Below are 20,812 nucleotides of genomic sequence, written 5' to 3'. Positions count from 1 at the left end.
TCTAGGTTAGAGATAACCTAGTGCGACCCTCCCCCCTCTGACCCCCATGGACGCCTCATGCAGGTCGAATCGCATGCCGGCGCGACGCCCCCGGCCGCGCCCCCCTCCGCCTCCCGGCTGGACGGCGTCGACGGGCTGCGCGCGCTGGCCGCCCTGGCCGTGCTGGTGTTCCACGTCGCCGGCGTCGTCGGCCTGCACTACGGTGAAGGCCCGCTCGCCTGGGTGCTGTCCCGGGGCGAGGCCCGGGTGGCGGTGTTCTTCGCGATCTCGGGACTGCTGCTCTACCGGCCCTGGGTGAAGAGCCTGCTGATCGCCGCCCCCCACCCCAGCGCGAAGATCTACACGATCCGCCGGGTGCTGCGCATCTTCCCGCTGTACTGGCTGGTGGCCGCGGTCAGCCTGCTCCTGTACAACCTCGACCGCCTGCACACGCCCTGGGACTGGATCGAGGTCGCCCTGCTCATCCACGTCTTCGATCCCGACCCCTGGTGGCCGGTGATCCAGCTCGGCCCGATCGGGCTGCAGCAGATGTGGACCCTCTCCGTCGACGTCAGCTTCTACCTGCTTCTGCCGTTCCTCGCCGCGGCCCTGAGCCGGGTGGCCAGGGCCGGGGAGTCCGGGGGGACGGCCCGCCCCGACACGCGGGCGATCCGGCTGCTCATCGCCCTGGGTGTGCTCTCGCTCGCCTCGTTCGGCTACCTGTTCGCCGTCCACCACCCCGTCTACACCATGCGGATGGAGTGGTGGCTGCCCCGCTTCTTCCCGTGGTTCGCCGTCGGCATGGCGATCTGCGTCCTGACGGTCTGGGCCCGCGCCGAGACCCCGGCGGCCCTGCGGATCCGGGCCTGGTGCGCCGACATGGCCTACCACACCGGCACGTGCTTCACCCTGGCCGTGCTGGCGTTCGGCCTGGCGGCCACCACGCTCGGCGGCCCCAAGGTCCCGGTGAGCCCGGTGCCCGAGCTCGGCCACACCGCCTTCCGGCTGGCGGCGTACGCGGTGATGACCTTCCTCATCGTCGCGCCGGTGGCCATGCAGCCCGCCACCCGGACCTGGGTGAACGTCGCGCTCGGCAATCCCGTCATGCGCTGGCTGGCCAACCTGTCCTACGGCCTGTTCGCCTGGCAGATCCTGCTCATCTGGGTCTTCTACGACGTGACCGGACGGCCCAAGCTCGACATGGCCTTCCTGCCGGTGTTCGGCGCCGTGCTGGCGGCCTCCCTGGTCCTGTCCTGGATCACCTACCACCTCGTCGAACAACCGGCCCGCGCGCTCGGCAAGCGTCTCGAACGGCGCCGGTCGCAGCGCGCCACCGACTGATCCCGGCCCCGGAGGCATCTTTCCCATGCGTACGGCAGCGCCTCTCGAGGAGAGAATCGACACCCTCACCGGCCTGCGGGCGGTGGCGGCGCTAATGATCCTGGTCTTCCACGCGGCCGTCATGACCAGCTTCGTCCATGACGGCGGCGTCGTCGGCGGCGCGCTGGCCCGGTGGGATCTGGCGGTCTCGATCTTCTTCGCCCTCTCCGGCCTGCTGCTCTTCCGGCCGTGGGCCAGGCGCATCCTGACCGGTTCCCGGCCCCCGTCGGTCCGGAGCTACTTCTGGCGCCGGGCGCTGCGCATCCTGCCCGCCTACTGGATCGTCGTCGTCATCGCGATGACGAACCTGGCGGAGCCGGGGGGATACTCCCTGGTCGAGTGGGCGGAGATGCTCCTGCTCGTGCACATCTACGACCCGGGGGCCTCCTGGCCCAACGGAGGGCTCGGCCCGACCGCCCTCGGCCAGATGTGGAGCCTCGCGGTCGAGGCCGCCTTCTACGTCCTGCTGCCGGTCTTCGCGTGGCTGCTGGAGCGGTACGCCCGCCGGGGCGGCTCGATCGACGGGCGGGCGCGGCGCGCGCTCGTCGGGATCGGGGTCATGGGCGCCGTCTCGTTCATCTTCGTGATCTTCCTGCACTACCCCGAGCGGATCTTCTGGCTCAGCTTCATGCTCCCCCACTACCTGGTCTTCTTCGCCATCGGCATGGCCCTGGCCGTCCTGCTGGTGTGGGGCCAGGGCGAGAGCGAGGGGGCGCGGCGGATCCACGCGCTGCGCTCGTCGGTGGCCGCGGCCACCGGGACCTTCCTGCTCACGGCGGGGCTCGCCTTCGCCATCCTGATGACCCCGATCACCGGCCGGTTCGGCGACCCCTTCACGGGCCTGTTCCAGGAGGAGGCCAAGCTCTTCCTGCACGCTCTCATCACGTTCCTGCTGCTGGCCCCGGCGGCCTTCCACCGCGGCCACCCGGACCGGTTCGGCAGGTTCCTCGGCGGCGGCGTGATGCGCTTCCTCGGCCAGATCTCCTACGGGATCTTCCTGTGGCAGTTCGTGGCCATGGAGGCGGTCTTCCGGCTGACCGGGACCCCGTACTTCAACGGCGGCATGTGGTACGTGCTGCCGCTGAGCCTCGCGCTCACCGTGGTGCTGTCGGCGCTGACCTGGTATCTCGTGGAGTTCCCGCTGTCGCGCCTGGGCCACAGCGGCACCGCCCCCGAGCCGCCGCTGCTGGCCCCGGCCGGGATGCGGGTCGTCGGCTTCACCCGCGGCGCTCCGTCCGCGGCCGCCCCGTCCCGCCCCGTCCCGCCCGTCTCACGACCCGCCGCCCCGCCGCGCCCCGCGCGTCCCGCCGCCGTGGACGACCGCGGGGCGCGGAGCCCCGTGACGGAGGACCGCGACGTGCCCGCGGTCCTGAGCGCGCCGCAGTCCGGCACCGCGGCCGGGCACGCCGGGCCGCTGCCCCGGGAGGCCGCCGGCCACCTGAACGCGCTCGACGGCATCCGTGCGCTGGCGGCCTTCGCGGTTCTCGTCTTCCACGTCGGCTCCAAGACCGGCATGGAGGAGGGCTGGGGCGCGTGGCTGGTGTCGCGCGGCGACGTCGGCGTGGCGATCTTCTTCACGCTCTCCGGGCTGCTGCTGTACCGCCCCTGGGCCACGGCCGCCCTCACCTCGACCGCCCCGCCCAGCGCCAAGGCCTACCTGTGGCGCCGCGGGTTCCGGCTCCTGCCCGCCTACTGGCTGGTCGCCGTGATCGCGCTGCTGCTGTTCAACCAGGCGCACAACGACTCGCAGTGGTTCTGGGCCAAGTGGCTGCTCCTGCTGCAGATCTACGACGTGGAGTCGTGGTGGCTGGTGGGGGAGGGCAAGGGCCTGGAGCAGATGTGGTCGCTCTCCGTCGAGGTGGCCTTCTATCTCACGCTGCCGCTGCTGGCCGCCGTGCTGGCCCGGGTCGCGCGGCTCGGCGGCGGCGGTCCCGGCGCCCGGGCGGTCAGGCTGCTGGGCGGGCTGGCCGTACTGATCGCGATCTCGATCGGCCTGGTCCTGCTGGCCCACCAGCCGGGCATGCCGCCGGAGATCAACATGCTCCTGCCGCGCTACTACCTGTGGTTCGCCCCGGGCATGGCGCTGGCGGTGCTGGCGGCGTGGGCCAAGGCCGAGCCGTCGGGCCGGGTCGCGCGCCTCTGCGTCACGATCCCCCGCTTCGCGCTGATGTCGTGGACGCTGGCGCTGCTCACCTACGCGGCGGCCAGCACCTCGTTCACCGGCCCGCTGCACCTGGGCGCCCTGCCGGCCCACGAAGGCATGATCAAGGCGATTCTCTGGGCGGTCGTGGGCCTGCTGCTCGTGGCGCCCTCGGCGTTCGCCCCGCGTGCCGGCGGACTGGCCAACCTGTTCTTCGGCAGCCCGATCATGCGGTACGTCGGCAAGATCTCCTACGGGGTCTTCCTCTGGCAGTTCGTGGTGATCTACGGCTACTACTGGGCGGTCGGCAACGACCTGTTCATCGGCGGCGAGTTCTGGGAGGTCCTGGGCATCTCGGCGGTGGGCACGCTGGTGCTCGCCGCCCTCACCTACCACCTGGTCGAGAACCCCTTCCACAACCTGGGGCGCTACCTCGGCCGGACGGTGACGCGATCAGCGCCGTCAGCGTCGTCAGCGCCGCACGACGGCGGCTCCCACGCTGAGTCCGCTGACGCACAGGCCCGTGCCTGAGGTGATCTGGCTGATCCGCATGGCGGACCCGCCCCCGGTGATCTGGAGGTAGACCGCCTGGGGGCCCGGCCGCAGGCTCAGCCGCACCTGCTCGCCGCCGTAGGAGAAGACGGCCAGCGCCTGGCTGGTGGCGGTGTAGGACAGCGCGACGGTGTAGGTCCTGCGCGGAAGGTCCTGGTCCAGGGGGATGTCCACCCGGTTGCCGAGCAGCGGCCAGCATCCGCCGGGCGCGCGGGCCACGGAGACGGGGAAGACGCCCATCGGCCGCAGCCGCCCGGTCTCGTCGAAGATGAGCGGCGCCGACGACGGCACCGGCTCGCGCAGCACCCCCCGCAGGTCCACCGGTGCGAGGGGGGCCAGGACCCGGGACGTCAGCCGGTCGTCCCCGAACCAGCTGGACATGAGCTCCCGGGGCACCGTCGTGTCGTAGATCTGGGTGCTGGACGGGGTGCGCGCCAGTTCTCCCGCGGCGGTGGCGAGATAGTCGCGGACGGGCTCGCTGTCGATCCGGGCGCGCAGCGCCGCGCCCGACCACAGGGAGGCGGCGACCACCGCGGCGACGAGCACCGTCCCGCCGACCCTGAGCACCCTGCCCACCGGCCGGCCGCCCTCCCTGTCCCGCTCCCCCACCAGCGGGAGGAACGCCGCCGCCAGACTGAACGCCGCCACCGGGGTGGCGTCCGCCACCAGGCGGGTCTCCGCCCCGGCGAACGGCCCGGCCGCTCCGACCGTCCACAGCAGGGCCGGAAGGAGCGCCGACAGCAGCACGTATCCCAGGAGGATCCCCCAGGCGGGGGCGGCCCCGCGCACGCCGCGCACCCGCGACGAGGCCCACACCACCACGACGATCACGATCCAGGCGGTGACGGTGACGGGAGGGTCCGGCAGGGCCAGCCCGTGGTCCGGGCGCGGGAGATACCACTGGAACGGTCCGCCCACCAGCGCGGTGGCCGTGGTCTCTCCCAGCAGCCGCACGACGAAGCCCGCCGCGTCACCCGGCGCCGGCGGCGTCACGTCCTGGCCCGCGATCCGCGCGGCCAGGTGGACCGCGCCGAGCGCCGCCGTCAGCGTGCCGTACAGGGTCCACAGGACCGGGGAGCCGCGCAGCACCCGCCGTACGGCGCCGCGTCCGCCGAGCAGGAACACGGCGTGCACCGCGAGCAGGAGCACCGGGATCAGAAGCGCCGCCGCGCTGAAGCACGAGCCGACGAGCGTCCAGACGACGACCCCGGTCGCCGCCCGCCTGCCCCGGCGCACCCGCAGCAGGTAGGAGGAGACCGCCATGGCCAGCGCCAGGTGGAGGCCGGCGACCGGCAGCGCGGCCGACCACCAGGCGAGCGAGGGCACCGCCAGCGGCCAGAACAGGTAGAGCGCGAACGGGGCGAGGATCGCCTTCCGCTCCCCGAAGGCCACGACCAGCATGCGGAGCACGGCGACCGAGGCCAGCGCCTGGACGGTCACCACGATCGCCGTGACCAGGCCCCAGCCGTAGACGTCCAGCCACGCCGCCGCCCAGACCACGGCCAGGACGCCGGGGACGAACCTGCCGCCGACCGGCTCCAGCAGCCCGTCCCAGCCCATCTCCGGATCGGTGACGCGCACGATCAGCTGGAAGTCGTCCTCCTTGAAGAAGGAGCCGCCGACCACGAACACCAGCCAGGCGGCCTGGAGCAGGACGAGGACCAGGCCCGTGACCACGATCCTGTGGCGGAGCGGGTTGACCGCCCTCCGCACGGGGGACGGAGACGTTCGCACGGTCTCGATCATTACTCCTCCTAGCGCCCCACGAGTTCGGCGAGCGGGCGGGCGGCCTCGATCTCGGCCACCCTGGTCTGTGCCGCGAGCCGGTCGATCTCGGGGCCGTCGTGCAGCGCGACCAGCAACCGGCCCAGCACCGGCAGGCAGAGCAGCTGGCCGACGACGTCGCGCAGCGGGTCGGCCAGCACGTCCTGCTCGGTGCCCGCGAAGTGGTGGCCCAGGCCCACCGCGACTCCCGCCAGGGCCATGGAGACCCCCGCCAGGGCGGGCGAGTACAGCAGGACCGCCCAGCGGCGGAAGGAGGCCGGGAGATCGGGGTTGCGGCGGGCCGCCGCGCGCATGCTCCGGATCAGCGCGTAGCAGGCCACCACGACGATGAGGCCGAACAGCCCGCCGACCCACACGCCGACGACCGGCGCCGCCGCCGTGACCAGCCGGCGGGGCAGGACGGCCGGTTCCGCCTCGGGGCAGTACTTGAACCTCCCCCAGCGCTTCGAGCGCCAGGCGATCAGCGCCACGAGCAGGATGAGCACCCAGCCCCCCACGATCGCGGCGCGGTACCAGGGTTCCGGCGCGTAGCCCGCGACGACCACGTCGGTGACGTCCTCCGGCACGATCCACGCCTGACGCCAGCCGTCGAGCCGGACCGCCTCCAGCCGGGCGCCGCCCGCGGTGGCCTCCCAGCCGATGTTGAAGTTCTCGTTGACGACCAGGTAGGAGCGCTCTCCGGGCTCGGGGACGAACTTGCGCCTGCCCGGCTCCCAGCCGGTGACCGCGACCTGGCGGGCCCGCGGCGGGACGGCCTGCTCGGCGGCCTTCCCCCTGATCAGCAGGGAGGTGATGCGGTAGGCGTCGTGACGGGAGACCGCGAACGTGTTCTCCCCCTCCTCGATGCCCCACTTCTTGCAGCTGCGGAAGGTGAGCGGGCGCCCGGTCAGGATGTCGCCGAGGGTGCCTCCCACGATCCTGGTCGGCACCTGCTCGCCGTTGACGATGAGCGCGGGGCCGACCCCGCACATCGTGCGCACCGGGAAGTTGCCGGGCAGCCGGACGTGATCCACACCGGGGATCCGCATGTCGGCGATGTGGACCTTCTGGCTGGGGGCGGGCAGGAACTGCACCACCAGCTTCCTGGTGGTGACCCGCTTGAATCGGAAGTCGCCGTCCTCGTCGAGGTAACCGCCGCGCATGGTCTCACCGGCCCAGACCAGGACCTGCATGGGGGCCGGCTCGCTCAGCAGCTCCGGATAGATCACCTTGATCCGGTCGAGCGAGGTCTTCCTGCCGAAGTCGATGGTCAGCGTGGGCTTGGCGTCGAGCGCCCCGGCGTACCAGATCGTCTTCGGGTCTCCGTCGAAGGCGGCCCGGCCGAGCGTGGCGGCGTGGTCGATGAGCGTGGACGACGCCGTGACGTGCGGGTAGATGCCGGGGAAGGTCGTGGAGTGGTTCGCGGTCCCGGGGTCGCTCAGGATGGCCTGCCCCTCCGCGACCCGCTCCGCCGCCCCCGGCGAGGTGATCGTCCGGTTGAAGCCGTACGGCTCCTCTCCCCCGATCCCGAGCTGGGACGAGCAGGTCCACACGAACGACCCCTGCATGCAGCCGGGCGCGCTGCCGGCGCCGCCGGTGAGCAGGTAGGCGGGGATCCCCCCGCCCTTGACGGCCGGGGTGGGCACCGCGACCGTGCGTGCCGCGAGCAGTCCCGGCACGGCGAGCTCGGTGATGCCGACCCGGGTTCCAAGCGTGCTCTTGGGACGCCAGGCGACCTTGGTCACCGACAGGCGCAGCCGGTCGGTCGCGCCGGCCGGGACGGGGATGAGCTGGGCGGTGCTCACGTTCGCGACGGGATGGCGCAGCTTCCCGGCGGCGGTCTCCACCTCCACCTCGGTCACCGCGGGGCCGAGGAACTGGCTGAAGGCGACGGCGAGGTGCGGCATGGTGATCTTCGAGGTGAACTTCACCTCGATCCACTCCCCGACGGCCCCGCTCCACCCGTCCGACCGCCACGAGGTACGGCTGTCGCCGTCCAGCGCGGCGAAGGGATGGTGGGCCGGGTCCCGCCCGTCCGGCAGCGCGGTGATGTCGGAGGCCGAGGAGGAGGCGGTGACCGACGCGACGCCCTTCAGCTTCGCGACGGAGAGGTACTTGCTCCAGCCCGGGTCCAGCAGGTCGTGCACCGCGGCCGGGCGGCGGTATTCCTCCGTCGCGGTCAGCGTCGGGGAACTGGCGAACCTGAGCTCGCTGAAGGCCACCTCGCGCCTGCGGAGGGTGTCGGTGACGACGGTGTCCTCCGCGGGCACCTCGGCCGCCGCGCCGTCGTCGCCGAGCAGGATCGGACGGTCGTCGCGGAGCAGGCCGAGGTCGGCCATGGCCAGCAGCGCCTCCGGTCCGCCGGTGACCCGCAGCGGCTCTCCGGCGGGGATCGTGGACGCCGCCTCCGCCGCGCCCTCGACCTCCCAGACCTCCAGGGCCATGTACGGCTGGTTGAACCAGGTCGAGGTGTTCACCGTGTACGGGTCGCCGACGACCGGGCCGAAGGTCTTGACCAGGCGGAGGCCGGGCGACTCGTTGATCGCCTCGTGCACGCGCGGCGGCCAGGCCCCGCGGATCGAGTACTTGTCCAGGTCGTTGCGGACCAGCACGTAGCGCACCCCGATGCGGGCGAGCACCTGGGCCAGGCCGGTCGACCCCTGCCCGGTGGCGAACCGTTCGTCGACGGCGTCCAGCAGCCGGGTGACGCCGGCCGAGCCCCAGGGCACGATCGTCCGGCCCGCCCAGCGCACGTTGAGCAGGGGCTGCATGGGCTCGTCCATGGGACGGCCCCACAGATACTCGCCCCAGCGGGATCCGGGCGCCGCCAGCACCGTCTGCTCGCCGGTGTTGGCGTTGAGCCAGGCCGCGGCCTCCTTCCAGTACCCGGGGATCTCCTGGTAGGCGCCCCGGGCGGCCAGGCCGACCGTCCCGATCGGCGCGAAGGTCACCAGCAGCAGGCCGCTCGTGGTCAGCGCGATGGGCACGCGCAGCCGCGGGATCACCACCGCCGGCAGGTAGGCCAGGCCCAGGCAGACCGGGAGGCGGATCAAGGCGTCGAACTTGTGGATGTTCCGGAACACCGCGAGCGGGCCGTCGAAGAGCTCGCGGAACTCCGCGGCGAACGGGTTCGCGATGACGCTGACGTGCCCGGTGACCATGATCGCGGTTCCGGCGAGCAGCAGCACGATCAGGAAGGTGCGTTCCGGCATCTCCCGGCGGAGCAGCCCGACCAGTCCCAGCCCCGCGACCAGCGCCGAGGCGATGACCAGCCAGGGCTGGACCGAGTGCTCGTAGGCGGCCGGCCACCAGGGAAGGCCGTCGATCGGCAGGAAGCCGACCCAGTTGGCCGCGCCCCGCAACGTGTTGGTCAGCGAGGTGACCCCGGTCGTCGCCGCCGCGTTCTCGGTGTAGGGCATGAAGGAGAAGATGTACTTGCCCATGATCAGCAGGGGCACCATCCACCACACCGACACGGCCGCGGTGAATCCCAGCCACCATCCGAGCAGACGCCGCCGCCGGGGGCCCTTGCGGCGGGTCAGGAGGTAGAGCAGCGGCACGACCAGGACGGCGAGCTCCGCCGTGGCGTTGATCCCGCCGCACAGGACGAAGGCCAGCGCCGACAGGGCCGCGGCCCGGCGGGGGTTCATGCGCTCGCGGACGCCGTACACCAGCGGGAGCAGCATCCAGGGCAGCACCGCGCTGGGCAGGAACTCCGAGGAGTTCACCCCGATGAGGGCCTGCGCGTGCGGGGCGAGGGCGTAGGCCATGGCGCCCAGCAGCCTGGTGTTGTGCGTCCCCACGCCCAGGGCCCTGGCCAGGACGACCATGCCCACGAAGGCGACCGAGAGCACCAGCCCCATCCAGAGCCGCTGCACCACCCAGGGGGGCAGGCCGATCTCGACGCCCAGGACGTAGAACGGCCCCATCGGGAAGAGGTAGCCGTACGCCTGGTTCTGGATGTGCCCGAAGTGCGCGCCGTCCCACAGCGACAGGGAGCGCGCGAGGAAGCCCACCGGGTTGACGGGCATGTCGAGCTTGGTCTCCGCGATGATCTTCTCGGAGGCGGTGAAGAGGGAGATCGCGAACAGGACCAGGCAGCCGGCGAACACCCGCAGGCGGTCCTGGAGACGCGACGGGGTCCGCCCCGCGCGGTCGACGATCTGTCCCGCGTGGTCAACGGAGATCACAAACTCACGCCCTTCCCCCGCAGACCCGGTATGGCTCCCTTCCGCGCAACCGAGGCTAGAACGCGTTGCACACTGAAGCCAGCCGATTCGTCGAATTGTGACAAACAGGGACTATCTCACGGAGGCGGGGATTATCTCCCGGAAGGGATCCTGACCCGGAGGAACCGGGGCCGATAGAGGCCGACGTCATGGTGGACGTCGGCGAAGTCGGCGTTCACGTCGTAGCTGAGGAGCAGCTCCCCCTCCCCCACCGCAACCGTGGGGTGGGCGACCGGGAAATAGCTGTAGGCCGAGGAGCCCCGCCGCACCTCGGGCGGCCGGTAGAGCTCCGTGGGCCCGTGCCACGGCCCGGTGGGCAGGCAGGACCAGTAGCTGGCGATCCGCGAGACGCTCCCGGCGTAGACCGTCGGGTCCATGGTGAACAGCAGGTAGGTCGAGCCGGTGCGCATCACGCTGTAGCCGGGGGACACGCCCGAGGAACCCGTCCAGGGCAGTATGGGCCGCGCCCGGTCCGGCCGGTCGGACCACATGTCCGCTCCCGAGGCGGCACGGCCGCTCCAGTAGTGCCACTTGGCGTGCCGGTCCGCCGCGCCCCGCAGGGCCCGGGCCAGGTAGGCGCTCTGCCCGCCCGCCAGGGAGTTGCCGGTGCCGCCGTAGATGTAGACGTACTCCCCCTCCACCAGGACCTGGGAGCCGTAGAAGACCTGGTTGGTCCACCGGCCGTCCGGCGGGGGCGGGGCGGGGAACTCGGTGAAGGCGATCGGGCGGGACAGGTCGTCGAGCGCGAAGGTGGCCACGGCCCCCCGTACGAGCACCCCGAAGACGTGACGCCCCTCGGGCGGGGCGACCTGCACGGCGAACACCCGCAGCACGTCGGTCCGGGCCCCGGGGTACTCCGGCTCCACCACCGCCGACATCGGCCAGTAGGCCGTTCCGGGGACCTCGGGATGCCTGATCCAGGAGTCCGGGGCGCCGTCGGCGCGGGTGCCGCGGACCATCGTGAAGGCGCCGTCCGGCTCCTGGAGCAGCGCCGAGTTCCGGATGAGCGGGGCCCGGCCGGGAGAGCGCCAGTGGCTCACCTCGCCGTTGCGGTTGGGCGGACCGGCGACCGTGCCGAGAAATGTGTCCGCGAAGATCCACAACGTCCGCCCGCCCGGCAGGCGGACCGACCAGGTCCCGTCGGCGCCCGTCCAGTCGTCGGTCCGGGTGTTGTCGTTGCCGAAGGCGGCGAACCTGCGCGTCCACTCCGCGTCCGGGCGGACCTCCACCGGGGCGGCGGGCAGGCACTCCCCGCTGTCCCTCCCCGCCAGCGGGATCAGGCAGGCGAGGACGAGCAGCAGCACGAACGCCGTACCCCGCCGTCTCACCCCGGGTCCCCCCATGCAACAAGTTCTAGTAAGCTCCGGCCGTGGTATCGCCCAGCGTGTTCCGCGCGAACCTGGCGCGCTCGGTCCGTCTCTTCAGCGCGTTCCGCAAGGAGCAGACCGACCCTGATTTCTTCTATGGACTACTCGCTCGCGACACTGTTTCGCAACTGAGCACCTACACGGAGGTGAAGGGCTCGCTCGTCCTCGACGTGGGCGGCGGGGCCGGATACTTCGCCGAGGCCCTGCAGGACGCCGGGGCCCGGGTCGTGTGCGTCGACTGCGACGCGGGCGAGATGACGGCCCGGGACGGGACCATGCCCGAGGGCGCGGTGCTGGGCAGCGCGCTCTGCCTCCCGCTGCGGACCGGATCGATCGACATCTGCTTCTCCTCCAACGTGCTGGAGCACGTCCCCGACCCGTTCACCATGGCCTCGGAGATGGTCCGGGTGACCAGGCCCGGCGGCACGGTCTATCTGTCGTTCACCAACTGGCTGTCCCCCTGGGGCGGCCACGAGACCTCCCCGTGGCACTACCTCGGCGGGCACCGGGCCGCGCGGCGCTACGAGAGGCGGCACGGCAAGCGGCCCAAGAACGTCTTCGGGGAGAGCCTCTACGCGGTCTCCGTCGCCGACGCCCTCCGCTGGGCCCGGACGTGCGGGGACGCCACCGTGGTGGACGCCCTGCCCCGCTACCTGCCCCGCTGGGCGAAGCCCGTGCTCGCGATCCCCGGCCTGCGCGAGATCGTCACCTGGAACCTGGTGCTGGTGCTCCGCAAGAACTGATACTCCGCCCGGGAACGCCGGAGCGTTCCCGGAACGACGTGAGCCCCCGGGGCGGCCGCGCCGCCCGGGGGCTCTCCTCATCCGCTCACCGGCCTCCGGCCGCCAGCGCGCCGGGGGCGGCCGCGGGAGAGCCCGCCGGCTCACCGGCGATCAGCTCGGTCATCGCGGCGCCGGTGCGCCTCCAGGTGAACCGTCCGGCCCACTGCCGGCACTCGTGCGCGATCTCCTCACGCCGGACCGGGTCGCTGAGCAGCTTCAGCGCCCGGTCGACGACGTCCTCCAACGTCTCGCCCTCGCGGACGAGCCAGCCGGTCTCCCCGTCCCGGACCGAGTCGCGCAACCCGGCGACGTCGTAGGCGACGGTCGGCACGCCGAGGGCGGCCGCCTCGATGACGGTCAGTCCCCAGCCCTCGAACTCCGAGGCGGTCACGTGGAGCTGGGCGCCTCCGAGCACCTGGACCTTCTCCTCCTCCGAGAGGAAGCCGTGCATGGTGACCCGGTCCTCGAGGGCCTTCTCCCGCACGAACCCGGCCAGCGACTCCGACTCCACTCCCCGGCCGATCACGTGCACGTGCATGCGGGGCCAGGCGTGACCGAGCCGGTCGGCCAGCCCGACGACCCGGTCGACGCGCTTGTGCCCGACGAGCCGTCCCAGGTAGACCACGACAGGGTCGCCGCACACGGGTCCCACGGGGGCGTCGGCGACCGAGCGCCCGTTGGGGATCACCTGGATCGGCGCCCGCCAGGACAGCCGCTCGATCAGGTCCCGGCGGGAGGAGTCGGAGACCGTCACCGTGGCGCACCGCCGGTAGAGCCGCCGGGCCACCGGCCCCTCGATGAAGACACCGATCCTGGCCAGCCACGCGGGGAGGAACGCGTAGAACTGGCGGCCGTGGACATGGTGGACCAGGCAGATCACCTTGGTCGAGCGGCGCACGACGAGCGGCGAGAAGAACGGGATGCCGTTCATCGAGTCGATCACCACGTCGAACCGCCGCCGGTGCAGGAACAACCAGAGCGGCACGAGCAGGTAGACCAGGAACCTGTTCCCCATGCGCCGCAGCTCGATGCCGTCCAACTGCTCGGCTCGCGGCTGGCCCGGCTCCCGGGCGGTGAGGAAGCAGACCTGCGCGCCCTCCTCGACGAGGTGGCGGCTGACCTGCCAGGCGTATTCCTCGGCTCCACCGGCGACCGACTGTCTCGGCTCCCGGAAGTTGAGGACGGCGACGCGCCTGCCCTCGAGGTTTCCCGCGCCGCCGGGGAGGACGGTGAGATGCGCCCCGCGGGTCTTCCGGAGAGACCTGAGCGGACTGGCTTCGGGGCCGCGCATCGCGCCCGGTTCGGTGCCCGACAAGACCACGAACCCCACACTCCTTCATCCATGCGGCGCCCATGCGGCCGTTTTCAGGCATGGCGAAGCCACGCCTCGCACTTTCCGTTGAAGATCCTTTTTCTGGATCAGCCCTGAACCCGCAGGTCAGCTCACCTGGTGCCGTAGTTGTACAGCGGCTTGTTCGGCGGCTCGGGGGTGGGGGAGGCGACATTCACAACCGCGACAGAGGCGCCGACCGCGAGGACGCCGCCAATGGCCAGGGCTAGGAGCACTCGCAGCACTGGACTCTCCCTCCAAGATTCGGACAGTGTGCCGAGAGTAGAACGTGATCCACCTCATAAGCCATAGGCTTAGTAAAACCGTGACAAAGAAAGTTACCCTCGAGTACTTCTCTGAGGTGGGCGAACGTCCAGCTCACGAAGGGAAATCGAGCCTCGTCAGGCGAATTTCCCGATCTTGAAAAACGGTGACGCCGCCGCGGAACATGTTCTCGCCCGAAGTTTCGAGAACGTAGCGCACCCCGAGTCTCGCAAGCGTCCGCACCCGTTCGCCCTCGTCCTCCCGCAGGGCGGCCGCGACCCGCACGACCAGCGGGTCCTCCGCCGCCACCCGGATCCTGCCACCGCCGGGCAGGCCGACGAGCAGCTCGTCGTTCCAGATGACCCGCCGCCGGAACAGCTTCGTCGCCGGATCGGCGATCACCCGCCCGCCGTTCCACCGGAACGCCCGGTGCGCCCCCCACGGCAACGACAGCAGCGCCCCGGGAGCCCTGTCGGCGTTCACGATCTCCTGGACCCGCCGCCACCCGGACGGGTAGTCGACGGCCGCCAGCCTGCCGAACGCCCCCAGCGCCAAGGTGGGCAGCACCAGCACCGGAGCCGCCGTCACGGCGGCCGCGACGGCGACCGTGACGGTCCGGGACGCCCGGTCCGCCACCGGCCGGGGACGCGCTCGCGCGGCGCGGGAGCCGAGGACCAGGTCGCCGGCGGCCGAGGCCAGGCCCACGGCCTGGAGCAGGGCGAAGGGCGCCAGGTGGAGCTGCCCGTCCCGGATCGGCCCGAACCCCGGCCAGGTGGCGATCAGCGCCTTGACCAGGCCGGGAGCGAACGCCCCCAGACACGCGATCAGCAGCCCGGCCCCCGCCGCCACGGCCAGCCCCGTCCAGTACGGCGGAGCGCCCCGCCCCCCGTCCCCCGCCCCGGGATCTTCTCCACGGCGGCCGTCGGCCGGGGGCCGCCCCCGCAGGCGCAGCCGTGCGAACCCCCAGAGCGCGACGGCGGCGAGCACCAGACGGACGCCCGCCGACCACCACGTGCCCTGGCCCGGCACCGTCGCGTGCGCGTTCCAGATCCCGCCCAGCCCGAGCAGGCTGCCGAGCACCCCGAACGGGCCGTCGGCCCGGGGGGCGAACGCGTCCACCCCGGCGGGGTCGGTGGTGGCCCCGCTGAGCAGCGCGGGGACCAGCCAGGGCAGGCTCAGCCCGCCCAGGATCAGCCCCGCCTCCCCCACGCGCCGCAGGCGCCCCGCCGCCCCCCGGGGAGAGACCGTCGCCGGGCCGCGGGAAGGATCCGCCGAATCGCGGGGAGCCGCGCCGGAAGGAGGGGCCGCACTGAGGGAAGGAGCCGTCGCCGCCGTGGCGAGCACCGCCAGGGCGGAGATCAGCATCGCCTGGAAGCCGCCCACGGCCGCCGGGATCAAGGCGATCACGAGACGCAGCCGGCCGCCGAGCGCCGCCGCCCGCACCGCCCAGGGCAGTCCGGCCACGCCCAGCAGCAGCGCCCACTGGCCGAGCAGGAGCCGCTGGGCGAGGTAGGCGTTCCAGGCGTAGAAGGCCGCCGCGGCCAGGCGCGGCCCGAGCCGTCCCGAGGGCACGAGCGCCGCCGCCCCCGAGGCGGCCAGCACGAAGATGCCGAGCAGGATCGCCTTCTGCACCGCCTGCTCGGGCAGGAACCGGGAGAACAGCGCGACCACCAGGTCGCTGGGGACGGCCCGGGGGAAGCCCTGCCCGGGGAGCGCGATCGGCGGGTCGGGCACGAACACCATGTCGTAGCGGAGCACGAATCCCGGCCCCAGCGCGGGACCGAGGGCCAGCATCCCGAGCAGCAGCCCGAGGACGGCGGGCGCGGCGGCGGCCGCCCTGCGCCCCAGCGCACCGGGCCGGGGCGCACGGGCTCCCGGAGCGCCGGGTTCCGCCGTGTCCCCGGATGAGCCGGGCGCGAACCACCTCGACGCTTTGGCCCATTCTGTCCGCATATCGCGCACTTTACGGCAGCCGCGCGGAACCTCGCGGGACCCCGCGGAGTCCGACGCGCTCTCGCGGCGGCCCCGGACGGGTCCGGGGCCGCCGCGTCACGTGACTACTTGCCCGGCTCGGGGTCGCGGGGCAGGCCGAGCATGCGCTCGGCGATGATGTTGAGCTGGACCTCGGTGGTGCCGCCGTAGATCGTCATGGCGCGGGTGGCGAGCACGGCGCGGTTCCAGTAACCGGGGTCGCCGAGCTTCATGTCGGCCGCGGCCACCGCGGCGGTGCCGAGCAGCCCGACCGCGCACTCGGAGACGTGCTGGGCGTGCGAGGTGGACACCAGCTTGCGGACCGAGGCGTCGGCGCCCGGCTCGCCGCCGGTCAGCTGCTTCAGCGTCACCCGCAGGCCGAGGGCGTTGATCGAGTGCCCCTCGCAGACCACCTGGGCCAGCTCCTGGCGCTCGGCCGGGGTCAGCTCGCGGCCGAGCCGCTTGACCAGGCCGATCAGGTCGGGGACGGAGGCGCCGGTGCCGCCCGAGCCCGAGGAGAGCGAGACGCGTTCGTTGGACAGGGTGTTGCGGGCGACCTTCCAGCCCTGGCCGACTTCGCCGACGACCAGCTCGTCCGGGACGAACACGTCGTCGAGGAAGACCTCGTTGAACAGGTTCTCGCCGGTCATCTCGGTCAGCGGCCGGACGGTGACGCCGGGCGCCTTCATGTCCACCAGGAAGTAGGTGATGCCCTCGTGCTTGGTCCCCTCGGAGGAGTTGCGGGCGATGCAGATGCCCCACTCGGCGAAGTGCGCCACCGAGGTCCAGATCTTCTGGCCGTTGAGCTTCCAGCCGCCCTCGACCTGTTCGGCCTTCATCTGCAGCGCGGCGAGGTCGGAGCCGGCGCCCGGCTCGGAGAAGAGCTGGCACCACATCATCTCGCCGCTGAGCGTCTTGGGCAGGAAGCGCTCCTGCTGCTCGGCCGTGCCGTACATGGCGATCGACGGCACCACCCAGGCGCCGATGATCATCTGCGGGAGCTTGACCTTGGCGGCCTTGAGCTCCTGGAAGATGAGCACCTGCTCCAGCGGCTTGGCGTCGCGGCCCCACGGCCGGGGAAGGTGCGGCATGACGAACCCGCCGGCGGCCAGGGCCCGCTTCTGCTCCGCCCCCTCCAGCTTCGCGATCTCGGCGATCTCCGCGCGGATCGACTCGCGCAGCGCGGCGGCGTCCTCGGGGAGGTCGATCTCCATCTCGCGGGCGACGCCGTCCAGCGCGAGCGAGGCCACCGACTCGGCCCACTCGGCGGCCGGGCCGAGCAGGGCGCGCAGGGTGAGCGCGCGGCGGTAGTAGAGGTGGACGTCGTGCTCGTAGGTGTAGCCGATGCCGCCGAAGATCTGGACGGCGTCCTTGGCGCACTGCACGGCGGCGTCCGGCGCGATCACACCCGCGATCGCCGCGGCGTAGTCCAGCTCCCGGCCCTCGGCGCGGGTCGCGTCCCAGACCGTCGCGCGGGCCTGCTCCAGCGCCACGAGCATGCGCGACGCCTTGTGCTTGACGCCCTGGAACTGGCCGATCGGGCGGCCGAACTGCACGCGCACCTTGGCGTACTCGGCGGCGGCGGTCACGCACCAGGACGCGACGCCCGCGGCCTCGGCGCCCAGCAGGATCGCGGCCAGGTTCAGCACGGCCGGGCCCTCCAGCCCGTCCAGGATCCGCCCGGCCGGCACGGCCGCCCCGTCGAACTCGATCTTGGCCGCGCTCCGAGTGAGGTCCAGCGACTTGATCGGCGTCACGGTCGCGGCGGAGGCGTCCACCGCCACCCACTCCTCGCCCCGGTCGGTGCTGACCGGGAGCACCAGGACGTCGGCGAGCGCGCCGCCCAGCACGGGCTCGGCGCTACCGCTGATCGTCAGGGCGCCGTCCTCGCCGCGGGTGCCGGTGATCGAGCCGGAGAGCGCGACGGCGCCGGTCAGCGTGCCGTCGGCGAGACCGGGCAGCAGCTCGGCGTGGGCCTTGCCGTCGGAGGCGAGGATCGCGGCGCTGGCGAACACCGTCGGGACGTAGGGGCCGGGGGCGACGCGCTCGCCGAGGGCCTCGACGGCCACGGCGGTCTCCAGCAGGCCGTACCCGCTGCCGCCGTGCTCCTCCGGAATGTGCAGCCCGAGCAGGCCCTGGTCGGCCAGGCCGGACCAGAAGCCGGGGCGCTCTTCCCGCTCGGCCGCGATGACGGCCCGTACGACCTCGGAAGGAATGTTGCGCTCGGCCCAGCCGCTCACCGACTCGCGGAGCGCCTCGTGCTCCTCGCTCAACCCGATCGCCATGTCAGCCTCCAGAAACGGTTCAGTGACAGAACCATATTCTAGAAGGTGCTTCCGTCACAACGCACGGGCGCTGGCGACCAGGGGGACGATGTCCGCCCAGAGCCGTTTGCGGGTGTCCGGCACGGTCACGAAGAACATGGCGGGCTTGCGCCGTCCGATGTCCAGCAGCGCGAGCGCCGCCTGGGAGACGCGTTCCCGGCCGTCGATCCGGTAGACGACCCGGTAGCCGAGGACCCAGCCCTCGCCGGTCGCCAGTCGCTGCGAGGCCGTCCAGGTGACCCTGCCGCCCGCCGGGTGATGGTTGCGCACGCTCCACCGCACCGCGGCCAGCGCCGTCCTCCTGTAGTCGGCGTCGGTCTTCAGCTCGGCCCTCGGCTTCGCGCCGGGCAGGAGCGCCGAGACGGCCAGCGTGCGCGGCAGCCCGTCCCCGCCCACCCGCTGCCCCTTGGAGAACGGCGGCAGCGGCGCGACCGACCAGGGCCCGCCCAGTCTCGCGTAGCTGATCGCGGCCCTCTCGTCGATCACGGTGCCCAGCACCGGGCTCGCCGTGCCGGGCAGCGGCTTGAGCGCGGTCGCCCTCGGCAGCCTGGGCAGGACGATCCGGGGGGCGGCGGCCGCGGGCGTCGAGGGCGCGGCGGCCCGGACCCGCTCCGCCCGCGTCGGGCTCTCGGGCACGTCGCCGGAGAAGAAGACGAACGCCAGGAAGACCGCCAGGGCGGCGGCCAGGGTGGCGCCGACACCGTAGATCGTCCTCATCGGGATGTCCCCGATCCAGAGCAGCAGCCTGCTCACGGCGCTCCGCCCCGCCGCGGGAGGCATGGACCCGGCGGGGCGCACGGGAGCCCCGGGAGTTGCGGGGGTTGCGGGGGCCGCGAAGCGCGGATGATCGGACGGGCCGGGAAGGCCGGACGGGCCGGGCGGGCCGGGCGGGCCGCCGATGTGGAACCGGCCGTCGGGAGCGTCGCGGGGCACACGAGGAGTGATCACCGTGCCGTCACCGGCGGGAGCGGCCGGGATGACGGGGATCGGCGCGGTGGGAGCATCCCAGGAGGGGACATATCCATCGTGAGAACGCCCGGGAGGGGCGTCGCCGCCTTCCGCCATGGCGCCAGGCTATGCCAGCTGGGCGGATATATGCAGGGCAGATCCCCATACTTTTCTTATGGGGGACACATCCCGCAGCCAGCCGCATTTCCCCTTCCCTGAACAGAACCTAGTTCTGTATGGTCCCGCTCATGAGGGGCTTCTACGAGATCGCCGCCGCCGACCCCGGACGCACCGCCGTCGTCGAGAGCACCACCGGGAGAACCGAGCACACCGAGAGCACCGAGAACACCGCCGCGGCCGGGCTTCCGGAGCCCGGCCGGATGACGTACGGCGAGCTGCACGAGAGGGTCAACCGGGTCTCCAACGGCCTGATCGCACGGGGCGTCACCCCCGGCGAGGCCGTGGTGACGGTCCTGCCCAACGGCGTCGACGCGATCACGATGATGCTCGCGACCTACCAGATCGGCGCCTACCACGTCCCGGTCAACTGGCACTACACCGCCGAGGAGATCGGATACATCGTCACCGACTGCGCGGCCCGCGCGGTGATCGGCTGCGAGCGGTACGCCGACGCCGTACCGGGCGGGTTCGAGGAGGTCGGCGCGGTCGCCGAGGGGCAGCCCGCCACTCCGCCCGCCGAGCGCCGGGCCGGGTCCATGATGCTCTACACCTCCGGCACCACCGGCAAGCCCAAGGGCGTGCGGCGGCGCCTGATCGACCTCTCCCCCGAAGATCTCTACCCGATCCTGATGCGCAAGAGCTGGCGGCACTTCGCGCTGCCGTCCGACGGCGTGCACCTGGTGCTGTCCCAGCTCTACCACTCCGCCCCGTACGGCCAGGCCATGATGGCCCTGCAGTACGGCCACGCGGTGGTGGTGACCGAGCGGTTCGAGGCCGAGGAGGTCCTGCGGCTGATCGAACGGCACCGGGTCACCAACGCGTTCATGGTCCCCACGATGTTCCACCGGCTGCTGGCGCTGCCCGCCGACATCCGGGAGAAGTACGACCTGTCGTCCCTGACGCACCTCTACCACGGCGCCGCCCCCTGCCCGCCCGCCACCAAGCAGTCGATGATCGACTGGCTCGGCCCGGTGGTGTGGGAGTACTACGGCTCGACCGAGGCCGCCGTGGCCACGATGGTCTCCTCCGAGGAGTGGCTGGCCAGGCCCGGCACCGTGGGCCGGGCGATCGACGGCATGCGGTTCGTCATCGTCGGCGAGGACGGCGAGGAGATGCCCCAGGGCGAGCCCGGCCTGGTCTACATCGGCGGCGTCAACCGCTTCGAGTACCACGGGGACCCGGACAAGACCGCCTCCTCGATGCGCGGGCAGCTCTACACCCCCGGCGACATCGGCTACCTCGACGGGGACGGCTACCTGTTCCTGTGCGACCGCCGTACCGACCTGATCATCTCCGGCGGGGTGAACATCTACCCCGCCGAGATCGAGGCGGTGCTGCTGGAGCACCCGGCGGTGGCGGACGTGGCGGTGATCGGCGTGCCGGACCCCGAGTGGGGGCACAAGGTCGTCGCCCTCGTCGAGCCCGCGCCGGACGCGGAGCCCGGACCGGACCTCACCGCCGCCCTGCTGGAGCACTGCGCCGGCCGCCTCGCCCGGCTCAAGCACCCCCGGGTCGTCGAGTACCGCGAGCGGCTGCCCCGCACGCCCACCGGCAAGCTGAGCCGTACCAGCCTCCGGGAGACGTATCTTTCGCCATGAGCGG

General features: G+C 72.4%; 11 protein-coding genes. 4 read left to right on the top strand and 7 right to left on the bottom strand.

The features are described 5' to 3' along the window. Nucleotides 1–57 precede the first annotated feature (57 nt). Nucleotides 58–1,320: an acyltransferase family protein gene (locus Plo01_RS05075; RefSeq protein ID WP_203889314.1), complete on the top strand. Its 1,263-nt coding sequence runs from the start codon at nucleotides 58–60 to the stop codon at nucleotides 1,318–1,320. Nucleotides 1,321–1,345: 25 nt separating this feature from the next. After that, nucleotides 1,346–4,030, top strand: a complete 2,685-nt coding sequence (locus tag Plo01_RS05070) for an acyltransferase family protein (protein ID WP_203889313.1) — start codon at nucleotides 1,346–1,348, stop codon at nucleotides 4,028–4,030. On the opposite strand, the gene Plo01_RS05065 is transcribed toward Plo01_RS05070, so the two are convergent. The 3 genes from Plo01_RS05065 to Plo01_RS05055 form a co-directional block, all read right to left on the bottom strand. After that, nucleotides 3,971–5,797 (bottom strand): hypothetical protein, encoded by a 1,827-nt coding sequence (locus Plo01_RS05065; RefSeq protein ID WP_203889312.1) that lies wholly within the window; start codon nucleotides 5,795–5,797, stop codon nucleotides 3,971–3,973. The genes Plo01_RS05070 and Plo01_RS05065 overlap by 60 nt on opposite strands. An 8-nt stretch (nucleotides 5,798–5,805) precedes the next feature. After that, nucleotides 5,806–10,005 carry an alpha-(1->3)-arabinofuranosyltransferase domain-containing protein gene (locus tag Plo01_RS05060; RefSeq protein ID WP_203889311.1) on the bottom strand — a complete coding sequence of 1,400 codons (4,200 nt, stop codon included), beginning with the start codon at nucleotides 10,003–10,005 and terminating at the stop codon, nucleotides 5,806–5,808. Nucleotides 10,006–10,136: 131 nt separating this feature from the next. Further along, the gene (locus Plo01_RS05055; protein WP_203889310.1) at nucleotides 10,137–11,372 is read right to left on the bottom strand and encodes a DUF5005 domain-containing protein; all 1,236 of its coding nucleotides are present in this window, start codon (nucleotides 11,370–11,372) and stop codon (nucleotides 10,137–10,139) included. A gap of 41 nt (nucleotides 11,373–11,413) precedes the next feature. Between Plo01_RS05055 and Plo01_RS05050 the strand changes: the two genes are divergently transcribed. Beyond that, a complete protein-coding gene (locus Plo01_RS05050) occupies nucleotides 11,414–12,154 on the top strand; it encodes a class I SAM-dependent methyltransferase (RefSeq protein WP_203889309.1) in 741 nt (246 codons plus the stop codon). A gap of 85 nt (nucleotides 12,155–12,239) precedes the next feature. Here Plo01_RS05050 and Plo01_RS05045 read toward each other — a convergent pair whose 3' ends face one another. The 4 genes from Plo01_RS05045 to Plo01_RS05030 all read right to left on the bottom strand — a co-directional run bounded on the left by Plo01_RS05045 (nucleotide 12,240) and on the right by Plo01_RS05030 (nucleotide 18,835). Beyond that, nucleotides 12,240–13,484: a glycosyltransferase family 4 protein gene (locus Plo01_RS05045; protein WP_203889347.1), complete on the bottom strand. Its 1,245-nt coding sequence runs from the start codon at nucleotides 13,482–13,484 to the stop codon at nucleotides 12,240–12,242. Nucleotides 13,485–13,901: 417 nt separating this feature from the next. Further along, nucleotides 13,902–15,740, bottom strand: coding sequence for an MmpA family trehalose lipid delivery protein (locus Plo01_RS05040; protein ID WP_203889308.1), 1,839 nt, complete (start codon nucleotides 15,738–15,740; stop codon nucleotides 13,902–13,904). Between the two features lie 104 nt (nucleotides 15,741–15,844). Then, a complete protein-coding gene (locus Plo01_RS05035) occupies nucleotides 15,845–18,043 on the bottom strand; it encodes an acyl-CoA dehydrogenase family protein (protein ID WP_203889307.1) in 2,199 nt (732 codons plus the stop codon). A 54-nt stretch (nucleotides 18,044–18,097) separates the two neighbouring features. Continuing rightward, on the bottom strand, nucleotides 18,098–18,835 hold the full coding sequence (locus tag Plo01_RS05030) for a hypothetical protein (protein WP_203889306.1): 738 nt from the start codon (nucleotides 18,833–18,835) through the stop codon (nucleotides 18,098–18,100). A 443-nt stretch (nucleotides 18,836–19,278) separates the two neighbouring features. Between Plo01_RS05030 and Plo01_RS05025 the strand changes: the two genes are divergently transcribed. Then, nucleotides 19,279–20,808: an AMP-binding protein gene (locus Plo01_RS05025; RefSeq protein WP_203889305.1), complete on the top strand. Its 1,530-nt coding sequence runs from the start codon at nucleotides 19,279–19,281 to the stop codon at nucleotides 20,806–20,808. Nucleotides 20,809–20,812: the final 4 nt, after the last annotated feature.

This window comes from Planobispora longispora, from assembly GCF_016863135.1.
Classification (GTDB): domain Bacteria; phylum Actinomycetota; class Actinomycetes; order Streptosporangiales; family Streptosporangiaceae; genus Planobispora; species Planobispora longispora.
This window is presented reverse-complemented; position numbering and strand designations above follow the sequence as displayed.